The 14710-nt window shown below is 35.2% G+C and carries 13 protein-coding genes, 2 tRNA genes and 1 pseudogene; 3 read left to right on the forward strand and 13 right to left on the reverse strand.

From position 1 onward, the window contains the following. Positions 1 to 57: 57 nt before the first annotated feature. The 4 genes from ACTQ5K_RS16020 to ACTQ5K_RS16035 form a co-directional block, all read right to left on the reverse strand. Positions 58 to 621 (reverse strand): recombinase family protein, encoded by a 564-nt coding sequence (locus tag ACTQ5K_RS16020; RefSeq protein ID WP_172918743.1) that lies wholly within the window; start codon positions 619 to 621, stop codon positions 58 to 60. A gap of 592 nt (positions 622 to 1213) precedes the next feature. Next, positions 1214 to 1918, reverse strand: a complete 705-nt coding sequence (locus tag ACTQ5K_RS16025) for a class I SAM-dependent methyltransferase (RefSeq protein WP_235247815.1) — start codon at positions 1916 to 1918, stop codon at positions 1214 to 1216. 291 nt (positions 1919 to 2209) lie between these two features. Then, on the reverse strand, positions 2210 to 2338 hold the full coding sequence (locus tag ACTQ5K_RS16030) for a hypothetical protein (protein ID WP_268817786.1): 129 nt from the start codon (positions 2336 to 2338) through the stop codon (positions 2210 to 2212). Positions 2339 to 2372: 34 nt separating this feature from the next. Next, a complete protein-coding gene (locus ACTQ5K_RS16035) occupies positions 2373 to 3581 on the reverse strand; it encodes a hypothetical protein (protein WP_235247817.1) in 1209 nt (402 codons plus the stop codon). A 1036-nt stretch (positions 3582 to 4617) separates the two neighbouring features. On the opposite strand from ACTQ5K_RS16035, the gene ACTQ5K_RS16040 reads away from it, so the two are divergent. Continuing rightward, a complete protein-coding gene (locus ACTQ5K_RS16040; protein WP_235247819.1) occupies positions 4618 to 6345 on the forward strand; it encodes an ATP-dependent nuclease in 1728 nt (575 codons plus the stop codon). A gap of 132 nt (positions 6346 to 6477) precedes the next feature. On the opposite strand, the gene ACTQ5K_RS16045 is transcribed toward ACTQ5K_RS16040, so the two are convergent. The 8 genes from ACTQ5K_RS16045 to ACTQ5K_RS16080 all read right to left on the reverse strand — a co-directional run bounded on the left by ACTQ5K_RS16045 (position 6478) and on the right by ACTQ5K_RS16080 (position 11936). Then, positions 6478 to 7485, reverse strand: a complete 1008-nt coding sequence (locus ACTQ5K_RS16045) for a tyrosine-type recombinase/integrase (protein ID WP_441994068.1) — start codon at positions 7483 to 7485, stop codon at positions 6478 to 6480. A gap of 131 nt (positions 7486 to 7616) precedes the next feature. Beyond that, a tRNA-Arg gene (locus tag ACTQ5K_RS16050) sits at positions 7617 to 7693 on the reverse strand. 159 nt (positions 7694 to 7852) lie between these two features. Beyond that, positions 7853 to 7926, reverse strand: a tRNA-Arg gene (locus ACTQ5K_RS16055). A gap of 130 nt (positions 7927 to 8056) precedes the next feature. After that, positions 8057 to 8566: a metallophosphoesterase family protein gene (locus ACTQ5K_RS16060; RefSeq protein WP_031534748.1), complete on the reverse strand. Its 510-nt coding sequence runs from the start codon at positions 8564 to 8566 to the stop codon at positions 8057 to 8059. A 1-nt stretch (position 8567) separates the two neighbouring features. Further along, positions 8568 to 9173, reverse strand: a complete 606-nt coding sequence (locus tag ACTQ5K_RS16065; RefSeq protein WP_235247831.1) for an XTP/dITP diphosphatase — start codon at positions 9171 to 9173, stop codon at positions 8568 to 8570. A gap of 267 nt (positions 9174 to 9440) precedes the next feature. Beyond that, positions 9441 to 10508 carry a GerMN domain-containing protein gene (locus ACTQ5K_RS16070; protein ID WP_235247833.1) on the reverse strand — a complete coding sequence of 356 codons (1068 nt, stop codon included), beginning with the start codon at positions 10506 to 10508 and terminating at the stop codon, positions 9441 to 9443. A gap of 162 nt (positions 10509 to 10670) precedes the next feature. After that, positions 10671 to 11468, reverse strand: a complete 798-nt coding sequence (racE, locus tag ACTQ5K_RS16075; RefSeq protein ID WP_441994070.1) for a glutamate racemase — start codon at positions 11466 to 11468, stop codon at positions 10671 to 10673. Between the two features lie 9 nt (positions 11469 to 11477). Then, complete coding sequence (locus tag ACTQ5K_RS16080) at positions 11478 to 11936, reverse strand: MarR family winged helix-turn-helix transcriptional regulator (protein WP_031534755.1); 459 nt, start codon at positions 11934 to 11936, stop codon at positions 11478 to 11480. Between the two features lie 196 nt (positions 11937 to 12132). Between ACTQ5K_RS16080 and ACTQ5K_RS16085 the strand changes: the two genes are divergently transcribed. Further along, entirely contained in the window at positions 12133 to 12954 is an 822-nt protein-coding gene (locus tag ACTQ5K_RS16085; RefSeq protein ID WP_235247844.1) for a manganese catalase family protein, read from the forward strand. 353 nt (positions 12955 to 13307) lie between these two features. Here ACTQ5K_RS16085 and ACTQ5K_RS16090 read toward each other — a convergent pair. Then, positions 13308 to 13397, reverse strand: a pseudogene (locus ACTQ5K_RS16090) (DNA-binding response regulator); the annotation flags it as partial. A 709-nt stretch (positions 13398 to 14106) separates the two neighbouring features. Here ACTQ5K_RS16090 and ACTQ5K_RS16095 point away from each other — a divergent pair. Further along, positions 14107 to 14565, forward strand: a complete 459-nt coding sequence (locus ACTQ5K_RS16095; RefSeq protein WP_441994071.1) for a hypothetical protein — start codon at positions 14107 to 14109, stop codon at positions 14563 to 14565. The last annotated feature ends 145 nt before the right edge of the window (positions 14566 to 14710 follow it).

The following is a 14710-nucleotide window of genomic DNA, read 5'->3' on the forward strand; positions in this document are numbered from 1 at the left end:
AAATACCGCCCCCATAACTTATGCAAAAGAAAAGAGACTCCTTGGTTCGGGAGTCTCCTATAAATGCTTTGCTTCTAGTTCATTCTTTCTGTTAATCAGTGTTCGCTTCTTTATGCCAGTCATTGCTTCAACTTCTTTGTATGTATGAGTCTTAAGCAATTCTAAAGCATGTAGAACTTGTTGCTTGGAGTGTTTTCTTGGTCTACCTTCTTTGAAATCATCACGTTGCTTTGCCAATACTTTACCCTCTTGAGTTCGTTCCACAATTAAGTTACGTTCCATTTCAGCCACAGCTAGAAGAGTGGTCAAGAAGAATCTTCCCATTGTTGTATTCTCCAGTAGTCCAACATTTAAGACATGAACTTTAATGCCTCTGTTGAATAGATTCTCGATTACTTCAATGCCTTCTTTTGTGTTTCGGGCAAGACGGTCTAATTTCGTTACCACCAAAGTATCACCTTCTTGTAATACCTCAAGCACCTTGTTGAACTCTGGTCTATCTGTTTTAGTACCTGTGAACTTCTCCTTATATATAACCTCGCAAACTTCTGCTTGTAATGCTTGAATTTGAACCTCTAAATCTTGTGCTAGTGTTGATACCCTTGCATATCCATATTTCATGTTATATCCTCACTATTCATCATTCATTTATTGCACTAAGTTAATGCACCTTATGAAGCCTATTATAGCAATGTCGATAAAACGGTGCAATAACTTTCAAGTATTTGCACCGAAATGGATTATTAACAATACGTAGAACTCTAAACAAAGGTCTTATTAATTGAACACGTTATACCAAGGAGTGCAGCGAGTTTTATTGATTTGCGTTTCATAATCCATTTCGTTGTTCGTCTCGAACAACATTAACTTATTACTATCTGATTTATCAATTTACTGTACTAAAATATATCCATTATTCGAGTCGTGTCGGAAATTTATCGAATACTTGCTTGTGGATGTGCGTGGTTTCTGTATCCACCTGCACACACCATCCTCACGGCAGGCTTACAGAATGCCCTCAGATTCAATCTGCGAGCATAATTTAATCCAAAGGGGAAAGAGAAGGGATGCGAGACTCTTAAACTGCCACACTGAGCCATTCTGAGCGTCTGAGGACGTGTATATGAACCTCTGACATCCTCTACCACCAATACAAAAAGCGTTCCTGCTTATCACAGAAACGCAGCTTGCTTGTTGATAAGAAAAAGGCAAGTTAATATTTTTGAAATAGAGCAGTCAAAAAGTCGGGTACACCAAAAATATCATTCGGCTGTTGGACTTCCACCATTTTTCTTATTTCAATTTCTTTCATATCCCTAAAGATAGACCTTAATTTTTCCTCAGTATATCCTAATCCGCCTTTTAGACTTCGTAGTCTATATACTTCCCAATCCGATATTTCTGCACCGCCTAACTCCCCACCTTGAAAAAAACAAGTGATTGCAAAGTAGCCATTTGGTTTTAATGCTTTCTTCACTAAGTTTATGTAACTCATTCTTCGGTGAGGAGCAATATGGTGAAAGCACCCCGAATCATAAACGATGTCGTAGGTTGCTTCTTCAATGTCTAATTCAAAGATATTTTTATTGATGAAGTTTACGTTTACATTCTTTTCAATTGCCCTTTCCTTTGCCCATTTAAGCGACTCTTGAGATAAATCTACAGCATTAACACAGAATCCTTTTTCAGCAAAATATATTGCGTTTCGACCTGCCCCACAACCTAATTCAAGGACTTTCCCATGCTTAAATAGTCCATTTTCAAAGTAACTAACTAAATTCTCATCGGGGGAATTTGTAAAAAAAGGAACATCCTTTTCACGGTCAGAATAAAAGTTATTCCAAAACTGAGTTGGCTCTCTCAGTAAGGAATCTAACATTTCTAATAAATCATCAAAGTCATAAATAGTTTCTTTCAAAAGTTACCCCTACTTTACAATTTATTGTGTTCTATATAATTTTACAAAATTTCACACAAAACTTTGTTAAGGTAATATTAAAAAAATGTTATTTTGTATATAAAATAAATCCCTATTATTATTGTTCACATCTCTTCTAAGCATCATAAACTCACTGAGATTTCATTTTTAATATCATTTAATACTAACCTACCATCTCGTATTAAAACGGCTAAATAAGTCTGTATTTATGTTAGAGAAGGAATGGAAATTATAATCTTTTCATTAATTATTACAAAAGTTACAATAACATTACAATCCTGTTGAACCAGCTGGATAGTGAACAAATGTCTTCTTCCATATTAACCCTCTTTTAGTTAATGAAATCACAGTTTTATTAATCGTTGTGTAGCTATCTGTTAAACCCAACACCTTGTTCAATCATCCGCACCAATACGAAAAAGAAGAGCCTCAATTAAGAGACTCCTTCTAAGTGTTTTTTATTGTTATAGCCTTTTATGTTATACAATTCGAATAGCTGTCCCATCCGCTCCATATACAGATTCTGAAGGTGCAACCTCTTAACGCCTAAGTCATATCCTGCTACAATATCCTCAAGTTCCTGTTGTGTGTAGAAGAATCTAATCCATTCTTCGTCTTCTGCAGTGGCAAAGCTAATTTTCTGCTCCTTGTATTCCTGAAGCTTCTGCTTGTGACGTTTCTCAGCCTTCTTCATGATATTAACCTTACGCTTTAGTTCATAGTCCGCTACATTTTCGTTTATGAATAGGTCTTTATCATTGACATAGACTTCTAGGGAATCGACACAGTATGTTTCAAGATATCGCTGTACCGCTTTACTTGAAGCCTTTAATATCACTGCGTATTCTTTCCAGTAATACTTGATTCCTAATTTATTACCATTTTCGTCCTTAACTTCTGCTAATGTCTCTTTCCATTCACGATTGAAGTTTTTAACCTTTTTAGCATTTCGATGTGCAGTTAGGTTGAATTCAACAACCTCATGTTTCTTCATCAATTCTCGTCTAGCCTTTAGAATCTTCTTCATAATTTCGGGATTGATACTGACCTTCCCATCTTTGCCATATGCCATCCAGTTCTCATAGAATAAAATGATACCGCATTTTTCCATATGCTCTAAGGTCTTAACCAATTGCCCATATATTTCAAGGCAGTGCTGTGTAAACTCATCTAATAGCTTCGTTTGGTCTTCTTCAAGGGTTCCACTTTGAATTGCCTTATCAATGTGTTTCTGACGAAGCTTACTACTGTGTCTAGAACGTAATAGGTCATATTCAAGTTCAGTAATTAATCCAAATTCAACTGCCCATTTTCCTAGACTCATACTTGCTTGTTGCGTCATATCATATTCTAAGTGAGTGGCTACAATTACATCCATTGGAATTCTATGTTCAACTTGTTGACGACCGCTTCTTACACGACCGTCTTTCTTCATAGCTTTATCTTCAAGTTTTCCACTGCATTTGATTTTCCGTTTCGAGCCTCTGCCTTCTTCTTTGACGGATTCCCAATCTTGCTCAACACGTTTGATTATTGAATCAAATGAACGTCTATTAAGATTCCCATTATTCTCGAATGATTCCTTTTGAACCTCTGTCCCGTATTCCTCAACCAATTCCGCTAATGTAAATATTTTTTCCACTTTTCATCTTCCTTTTCAATAGAGGCGGTGCATCAGATGATACACCACATTTAATTCTCCCCTTTCATAGTTTAGTTAGTGTTTTTGCTTTTGATTTAGATTGGTAAAAATCGTGCATCTTTTGTCGTAATATAAATAAGGGTATATGAATTAATATTATGTTAAAAGTTGCACGATTTTTTAAACCCTTAATTGCCCTTGATATTACAAGCATTTCAGGTAATTTTTTACAGATTGAGATTGATAGGGTCGTCACCTTTAGGTGGCGAAGTGACCACAGGGAGCGTCCCAAACAACGACCGTAGGGAGGCGTAGCAGTGAGCGAAGCGATTGCCCATTGTTCTTTCTACTCAACTCTACCGATGAATATAACACCTTAATCCAATTTCAATCCTACGATATCAATGGTTTGAGCAAGATTTTAGTTTACCTTCTGAGCTAAATCCTGTAACTATTGTCTAATTACTTAACCACCCATTCACCTTGGGATATCAATCTTTATTGCAGTTGATACTTCTATTATATCAAACCCAAATTTGCCTATTTGCATCAAATCCTTTAGGAAAATGCTAAGGAATCTGGCAAAAGTGCTAACCAAGAACTTTTTATAGGTAATTTGTGGAATCCCAATCAATTCGGCACTAAGAGCAATAAACAGATTCAATTGAAATTAGATGAGCGATTTCCCACCCATTCATGGTGAAAAGATTACATTGGCATTGTATCAGATTAGATGTTTAGTGTTGAAACAACTCACTAAAACCACCAATTAGCTATTGAAAGCTTGAATATCAAGGGATATTATCTACTTGTCTCCAAAATGCTTCCACAAATTACCTCATGGTAATTATTACATTATCCTTAAACAATATATGTAAAAAGAGAGCAGCTATGTGACCGAATGCTCTACGAACCAGTATCCTCCAGATTATTCATTGATAAATCAAAAATTATAGAATATTATGGGTTTTTATGTAATTTATTGTTATAATTAGGACAATTGTTTTAGATACATTTACATATTAGGGGTGTTTCCATGCGACTGAAAAAGTTCAGTGTTTTAAACTACAAAGTCTTTAATACAAAGTTCAGCATTGATTTTTCCAGTGAGAACATTGTTATTTTGACAGGTAGAAACAATACAGGTAAGTCAACATTTCTAGAAGCAATTAACCAGTTTTACCTTCCTACTACCGCTAAAGCGAAGATACCAGTTGAGTGCTACTCCAACCAAGACGAGAACAAAACCATTGAATTAGAAGCTGAGTTTGTTGTCGACAGCGAGACTGGAGAAACAGTAACCATTGTGAAAAAGTATTCGAATGATAATGGAAAATACTTTGATACGCAAGGTACTGAAATTAAACGAACTCATGAGCTGAAAGAAACATTAGATGAAATTTTGGCAAATAGCCCTTATTACATCACACCTTATATGACTACTGAAGAAATTGACAAGCAGGTTCAAGAAATTTACTCGCAGATAATTACAGCAGAATTAAGCAAGTTGGAAATGGAAGAATTTGATGAAGAAGAACTTCAAGCAATTAAGAGCGAATACTTAGAGTTAAAAAGCTCAATCCCTAGATTATTAAAGAAATTAAAAAGCAAGACTGATTTTTCACTCTCAAATGTTAGTGATAGCGTATCAAAAAGTTTACAAAGTGTATTTTCAAATAGCTCTCTTCAGCTTTCAGTTCAAGGTGGAGAAAGCAACGGCTTTTCAGTATCTGATATAGTCAAGTCTACTAGCTCTAGCGTACTAATAGGAAACATGCACAGCAGTGATATGCCCCTCTCTACACAAGGTACAGGAATACAAAGAATGAGTTTAATTTACATCATCCAAAACATGATTGAACAAGGATTGATGGGAACAAACAGCACGCAAAAAATGCTACTTATCGATGAGCCAGAAGCATTTTTACACCCAGAAGCTGTTAGAGCTTTAAGTAGGTCGCTTTATGCTATTGGAAGTAGGATGCCATTAATTATCTCTACCCACTCTCCTGTGCTAATTGACCTTTCTGAGAACCATACTACTATTCAGGTATTTAGAATTGGAAAAACCGAAGCCATTGAGCTTTATCAATCATCCAGCTCCCAGTTTGACGAAGATGATATAAAAAACATGAAGCTCTTGAATTATGCGGATTCGTATGTCAACGAATTCTTCTTTGCTGATAAGATAATTGTTGTAGAAGGCGACACTGAATATGTTGCATTTAAGCACTTTATTAAAGAGCGTGGTTTAAACATACACGTCATTAGGGCAAGAGGCAAGGCAACAATCTGCTCCCTCATGAAAATTCTTAACCAATTTAACACCAGATATTACATCTTGCATGATATAGACAATCACGAGAGATTTACACATTCAACGCTGAAAGCTCAACAAACAAACTGTTATAACATATACGCATTAAAAGAGGATTCTACTAGAATCTTTGGCTCAGTCCCTAACCTTGAACGTGCTATTGGCTTAGGTGATGTTCCTAACAGTAAAAAGACAGAAACCATTCACAGAATAATACATGATGCAGTTGATTCATCTTATATTCAAGCTAGAGAGAAGGTAGAGAAGGTATTCAACTACATTTTTAGTTTGGAAAATCAAATGTCCCTAGAGCATCCTTTTATCGAGATTATTAGAGATAAGGATTATGAAAACCTGTTTACCCCATTATTGAATCAGGAACGCAAGGTACTGAAAAGGAAATCTAAGGCAGTTTCTAAGATGGAGCAAGTATCATTTGATATGTAAATGAGATATAAATTGTTTATTCCAATACATTTGCGGAGCAGGTTTATGACAAAAAATCAAGTAGAGGGAAGAATCGCTCAAGCTTTAAAATGGTTCTCTCCCTCTTCTGTCTTTCCTTTTAATGAGGACTGCTTACAAATAAGCACGAAGGTCATTTGCTACTTCATCGACATCTAAGTACAAGTATTTAGTTGTGACCGATATATCGCTATGTCCCAATGCCTTAGATATCACAGCAACATTTGCCCCTTTATCAAGCAATGATTTTGCAAAACCTCTTCTTAAGGCATGAGGATTGATGTTCTTCAAACCACACATCTTGGAATACTTATTTAGTCGTTTCTGGATGTTATTATGTGTTGGTGAGTTTGATATAACATCACCGTACTTGGTAATAAACAACAAGCTATTCTTCTTGCCATATTCCCTTCTAATCACCGCATTTTGCTTTATAAGAACCTCTAACAGTTTTTTAAGTAAGTCATCAAAAGGTAATTTAATTTGTTGATGATTTTTCATAATGCTTCCTTCCAAATTTAGCACATTGTTATTGAAGTCTATATGACGTTCTTCAAGTTGAGTCAATGTATTAATTCTAATACCTGTTTTAAACATCACTAGAACGGCTACAGCATCCCTTAGCTGGATGAAATTGCTTAAGTCTAGTAAAGAGAGCAATACTTTAACATCACGCTCTGTAGCACCTTCTTTAACCTTTTGGTCCACTTTAATGTTAATGGTTTTCCAAAACTTGATATCAATCCAACCGTTATCAAAACAGCGTGAGAGAAAAGCCTTTAGACATTTCAAACGAGTGAGTTTGGTTTGATTACTTACTTCCATGGTATCTAACCATTTGTAAATGGTATCGGCAGTAATATCTGAAACATGGACTACATTTGTTACGCTTTGAAAATGCTCTATATGAAGGACATAATCACTTATAGTTCGGCTTCTATTACCGCTTACCTTCATTTGCCTTGTAATGGTTTCTAAAGCACTAGAAATCAACATCGAGTCATTTAATACCTCAGTCTGTTTTATTTTTGCTTTAGAGGCGGTTGAACTGGTAACAGTTAATCCATCTAATAATCCTTTTACATCCACTTCAACATCTAATAATCCTTTTCTTTTAGTCATACAAAAAAACCCCCTATATCGTAAATGATTCAAGTCAATAATGGGTGTAATTTCTTACATGACCGTTATACTGACCGTTTCACTAAACGATATAAGAGGTTGAAAAATTGCGTTTCATTTGGTATGTAGTATGGCGTCCCAGGAGAGATTCGAACTCCCGACCGACGGCTTAGAAGGCCGTTGCTCTATCCAGCTGAGCTACTGGGACATGGTTTATTTGATTATTTTCGAAACAGCTACCTAAAGTATTGTATCATAACCTTTTAAAAAATCATAGTCTTTCTTTATAATACCTATAATTTAAGTGTTACTAAGTTGAAAATAATCTATTAAAATATACTTAAAATAATTTAAGTTTATAAAAATACGTCCCAGGAGAGATTCGAACTCCCGACCGACGGCTTAGAAGGCCGTTGCTCTATCCAGCTGAGCTACTGGGACATGTTATGTATTTGCTTTAGTCCTAATGAGGACAATAATTATTATATGACTATAGAAAAACAAAGTCAATAGTTAATTAAAGTTTTTTTCCTAATGAGGAATTTTTTTCTCCTCATTAGGAAAAATCATACTAAAGAGAAAAATCATTCTTTAATTCTGGAAGTAAACCTTTATGAAAATCATAGACCTCAGTCTCTAACCGATCACGCTCAATCGTTAAAATCACATATGTTTGTTCCATTCTTCCCCTAGGCAGACGCAAACTACCAGGATTGATGAATAAAACATCATCAACTACTTCCATCCCTAAATAATGAGAATGACCAAAGCAAGCGATGTCTGCCTGTACTTCCTTTGCTTTATACAATAGGCTATTAAGAGAAGACTTTACACCATATAGGTGCCCATGCGTTAAAAAAATCTTTTTTCCAGCGATTTCTTGAATTGTTTCGGTTGGATATTTGTCCTCATAATCACAGTTACCTTGAACGGTAATATAGCCCTCCATCACATCTTCGCTTGCAGCTAATTCTGAATCGCCACAATGTAGAAATAAGTCTACTTCTTTTCCATGTCTTTTCTTTAAAACACCTAATTCGGATACCAAACCATGACTGTCACTAACAATCAAAACCTTCATCCTAGTTCCCTTCCTTAAAAACAGCAGGTAACTGTTCTTTTAGTTTTTTCAATGCATTTGCACGGTGACTAATATTATTTTTTACTTCTGGAGGCAATTCAGCCATCGCCTTTTTCTCCTCTACTACATAAAAGATCGGATCATAACCAAATCCATATTCTCCTCTTCTTTCCTCCAATATAACCCCTTCACAGGTGCCAGTAAATGTTAGAGAGGCTTCATTTGGAATAGCAACCGCTAATGTACAGCAGAAGCGAGCTGTTCTTTCTTCTGTTGGAATTCCCTCTAATTCACGTAAAACCTTATCCATATTGTCTTGATCGTTTTTTTGTTCTCCAGCATATCGAGCAGAGTATACTCCTGGTCTACCATTTAAAGCATCTACCACAAGACCAGAATCATCAGAAATAACGACACGATTTAGTAGTTTAGAAATCGTTTCTGCTTTGAGAAGAGCGTTTTCTTCAAATGTACTTCCTGTTTCCTCTACATCCGGCACATCTGGAAAGTCTAAAAGTGTTTTTACTTCATAGCCAAGTGGCGAAAACATTTGAACAAATTCCTTCGCCTTACCTGTATTCTTTGTTGCAATTATTATCTCTTTCATCATAATTCTCCTTAATTAACCAAAAATGTCATTTCCTTTACTTTAACATAAAACAAACTATATTCTTAAGTTTACTACGCTAAAAAAAATGTGTCTATATACACAGTATATACCCTTTCTTCCTTAATTCAAAAGGCAGTTTTGTGAAGCTTTTTCCAATAATTAGATATAAATGGTAATGATGAGGTAATAAATTTATTATTTTTCTGCACTAAATAAAAAGAAGCCTAGGAGGAACCCAAGCTTCTTTCGCATCATAAACTAACCTTAAAAACTACCTGTATTCACATTTTCTGGACGAGTTACTGGTTTAGTTAAGCTTTCACCCTCTGCATTTACTAAATCAGACTCTCCATTAACCGTAACAGCAACACTTTCAATGCCTTCTTGTTCTGTTAAAGAAAGTACTAAGGAATTTAATATCTCATCAGCGACTACCTTTTCTTCTCCATCTAGTCCGCTTGAATAAATATTTTCATTGAAATTTAATGTAACCTTTCCATCTTCAACTACTGGATCGTCTAATAACTTAACATCCTCAGGTAATAAGCTCGTTAAGGATGGTGACGCACTCATACCTGGTCCTTCTATTAGCTCCCCTACTGCTGCTGCTACATTATTTTCTTCCCCATTGCTGACACGCTTTGTTACTGGAACATAATAATACGAATCTAAGTCTCCGCCAATATAATAAACAGTCAATGGCTTTGTATTTGTTATATCTGTCACGTCATCTGTATTAACATTTATGCCATCTGCTCTTGTCAAAGCACCTTGAATCGGTGTTTTATTTACTGGCATTTCTGTCAATGCATGACCGTTTAGAGATAGCTTTACAGAATCAATGGAATCAAACTGTGTCAATGTCCATGTGATAGATTGTAAGATTTTCTCTTCATCCTTTGCCTCATACTCTTTAAACTCATTTGAAAAATCAACAGTAGCCACTTTATCATCATCGACATTTATACTGATTTTTGTATCTTGGGGAATAACTGCCTGAAAATCATTTGGCAGCATTTCCGTTACCTTTCCACCCTTAACTAAATATTCAAGGCTTTCTTGTGCAATCGAGTTTGTTTTTGGCAAGTTTAATGTTTGAGGGACAACATAACCGTATTTATCCATTAAATATAATTCAATAGGCATTGTATCCTCTGCTGCAACTTCACCTGTTGTTTCTTGGTCAGCATTTTCCTTAACTGCATCATCCTCATAAGTTGTAGATTGAGGTGGGTCTACGTTTTCTTTATCTCCCAATAAGCTACAACCAGAGATCAACACAGATGATATGATAACCGCTGAAACTATGGTCAATTTGTTATTCTTAGACATCTTCATCACTCCTAAGACAGTTTGTACTAATATATATACGAGCCTATATTATTTTTAGACCGCCTTTAGGAGTTTTTTTTTTAAAAGACTGTCTTTCGGTTTTATCCACTATCATTTACCAAATAATAATAGGAAATATACCGATAAGACAGTCTTAATTAATTATATCAACTTAATTGTTTGAACAGAGTCTATTTTTTGATTAAGCCAGTTTGAAGCTATTCTCGCAAAAATATCCTTCGACCCAGTAGTATAGAAATGATGTTCTACTTCATTTTCTCCTGAAGCAAGTTGGTCATTATGATTTAAAATGGTGCTAACTTCTCGTGCCGTTTCTGCTCCAGAACTAATCACCTTTACCTTATTCCCCATCTCTTCTCGAATTACTTTTGCCAACAAAGGATAATGGGTGCAGCCAAGTATTAATGTATCAATCTCTTTGTTCTTTAACGGCCACAGCGTTTCTTTCACGATTTTCCTTGCTACCGGACCATCATATTCTCCGCTCTCCACCAAAGGAACAAATTTTGGGCATGCTAAACTAACTGTTCTTACTCGATTATTAATCTTCTTTAGTGCTTTTTCATACGCTCGACTTCGAACAGTACCAATTGTTCCAATCATACCGATATAATTATTATTTGTTACCTTTAATGCTGTTCGTGCCCCGGGAACGATTACTCCAATTACTGGAATAGATAGTTGTGCTCGAATCTCTTCCAATGCTACAGCAGTAGCAGTATTACAGGCAATGACAAGCATTTTAATATTTTTCTCCAACAAGAACCTAGTCATTTCCCAAGTGAATTTTTTCACTTCTTCTCCGGTTCTTGGTCCATATGGACATCTTGCCGTATCTCCTAAGTATACGATGTTCTCAAAAGGAAGCTGGCGTATAATTTCCTTTGCTACCGTTAATCCACCAACTCCAGAATCTATAACCCCTATTGCTCTTTCCAAAAAACCGCCTCATTTTTCTCGCATTACTTGATGTAAACGCATGAAATTTTTCTTTAATTCTTCGATATCATCAGTCGTATAGTCATTCAGTACCTCTTGAAGATAGCCTTGACGCTTTTTGATTACTTCGTCAATTAGCCTCTTCCCTTCTTCCAGCATATGAATACGAACGACACGTCGATCATTCGGATCCTTCACTCTTAGTACTAATTTATTCTTTTCCATACGATCAACTAAATCAGTTGTTGTGCTAAAGGCTAGGAACATTTTATTCGACAATTCTCCTATCGTCATATCCCCCTCTTCAAATAGCCATTGCAGGGCGACAAATTGAGGAGGAGTCATTGTATAATTACTTAATATTTCTCTCCCCTTTTGTTTGATGATACCAGATATGTATCGCATATCCTTTTCGATTGTAGCTATATTCTCTAAGTATTCCTTTGCGTTTTTCTCTTCAGTCATCATGATTCCAACTCCTACTTATAAATATACAAATATAATTAATTTCCGACAAATTTCATATCTTCTTTATTTACAATTATAATCTACAATTATTAAATCGTAAATGTGTTACCCTTTCCCATTCCTGACAGGAAAAAACTAACAGAATAAAAAGAATGATTTCCCTCACAATATTAAAGATATAATTGGAGGTGTTAGGATGTTTTTTCATGTGAAAGAATTGCAATACATAGCTAAACCAGATAAACCAGATCCTATTTATGCAAAAAAGCTTCAGGAAGTGTTAGGTGGCCAATTTGGAGAAATTTCGGTTATGATGCAATATTTATTTCAGGGTTGGAATTGCAGAGCTGAAAAAAAATATCGAGATATGCTTTTAGATATAGGTACTGAAGAAATAGCTCATGTTGAAATGTTAGCTACCATGATTGCACAATTACTTGACAAAGCTCCTGTAGAGGAACAAGAGCAGGCGGCCAAAGATCCAATAATTGCTAGCGTTATGGGCGGAATGAATCCACAGCATGCAATAGTTAATGGTTTAGGAGCTAGCCCAAACGATAGCGCAGGCTATCCATGGAATGCTCGCTATACCATTGCAAGTGGAAATCTTCTTGCAGACTTCAGAGCAAATCTAAATGCCGAATCACAAGGAAGACTCCAAGTTGTTCGTCTATATGAAATGACAGATGATAAAGGTGTAAGAGATATGCTTTCCTTCTTGATTGCACGTGACACCATGCATCAGAACCAATGGTTAGCCGCAATCGCAGAATTAGAAGAGAAAGAAGGCAAAGTAGTACCAAGTACCTTTAATCGCCAGTACGAAAAATCTGACGTTGCTTATAAATTCATAAGCTGTTCTGAAGGTACTGAAAGTCAAGCTGGCAGATGGGCAAAAGGTCCATCTATGGATGGCATGGGACAATTTGAATATGTAGAAAATCCTGTTGGAACAGGGCAAGCTCCCGAGTTAGAACAAGCTCCAGGGTATATTCATGGAACACCCAAAAATATGTAAACAATTTTCTTAAAAGATAATGGAGTTTCAAATTAGAAACTCGTTTAAGCATTAATTATAAAAGGAAACAATAAAAAGCCACGGGATGACTAATTCCTCGTGGTTTTTATTGGTAAAATGACAGCCAAATAAAAGACAAAGGTAAATAAAAACAGTCCTCATTAAGAATAGGTCTAATGATCTATTTGTATTTATTTTCTAACTTCTATTATCATTCTTCTCATTCTATAGTTTTTTCTCACTTAGCTTTCCTATTTTAAAGTCAACAATTAAACAAACTAAAAAGAAGATGACCCATATAAGCGGCAAAGGAGTGGAATTTCCTCCCCGCTTATACGAGATCATCTTCTTTATTATAGCTCTAATTCTCCCATTCTTAGAAGCTCTACAACAGCCTGTGAACGCCCCTTCACGCCCAGCTTCTGCATAGCATTGGGAATATATACCTATTGCATACTAAAAACACATAAGTACATCCATCTTTATGATGGTGTGTAAACGTGATCTATTAAGGCTTTGAAACAATTAGTATTTCACAGTTCATTTATTCCTCATCTGAAGAATTAGAATATAAATCCTTTTCAACTTGAACCCACTTGATAAGACCCTGTCATTTAGGATAGTCCTTTTCGTAATCTATATTAGAATTTATTTATTCCGTTCCCTTTGTAGTTATCCCTGCTGGTTTAATAGAAAAATAATCTCCTACTCTTAAAACACGTTCTAAATACCCTTCATTTTCTAAAAAGCTGATAAAGTTTTCAAACTCTCTTTGTTTAAATCTGTTTTTTTCACTAAATCACCAGAATAATAGAAAAATAAGGAAATATGAATATTTTATTTGTCTAAACAAAAGTATAGAATAATCACTAATATATACTATTGTAAATTTTTACGATTTTTTTGTAAAAAAAGGAATTTAGATACTTGATGTTTAACTGTAAATATATGGTGTCTAGCTATATATTGAGGGGGAAATTTTTTGAATAAGTTAAATAGTTATCTTTTCTTAACACTTTTAACATTATGTTTAGGCTTTTCTTTTGAAAATAAAGTATTGTATCTGCTGAAGATGATACTTTCGAGGAGATCGTTGACCCAGATTATGTTCTAACTGAAATAATTATTGAAGATAGTCAACAATCTAATATATTGATTCCTTCAATTGGTACAGGAACTGGAGGCATAACACCAAATGCATATATGTTTACAGAATGGAGAATTTATTCAAAATCTCAATTAAGTGATGTATATGGAAGTTGGATAGCAGGTCCATCTGGGTGGGGACCATCAAGACTTTCATGGTCAGATAGAATAGGAGTTTCTAACTCTTATACAGGTACATTAAAAGTTAGCAAGTCTGCAGTCGATGCTTCAGTAGGTTTTTCCATTAGTACATCATATACTAAAACCGCTACTTACTCAGTTGAACCACCAAGCAACCAAGAATGGACGATTATGTATCGAAAACGTTATGATAAATGGAAGGTAACTCAGCGTACTTATAGACATGAAGGTTCTACACATTATTGGACTAGTGATTATGCATATGTTTATCCTAAAAAGTTTGATAACTTTAGTTATGATTACAACGTTACCGACACTCGATGAAATTTTATAATTAACTTTAGAATTTAAATAATATCACTAGTGTTGCGTAAATAGTGTCATAATTTTCAGTTTAATTGTTTACTCTACTTAGAGCCAAAAAAGTAATTACCTTTCTAAAGGCGGCTCCTGTCCATTTGGAAATTTA

This window comes from Niallia sp. Sow4_A1 (assembly GCF_052116745.1).
GTDB classification, from domain to species: Bacteria; Bacillota; Bacilli; order Bacillales; family Cytobacillaceae; genus Niallia; species Niallia hominis.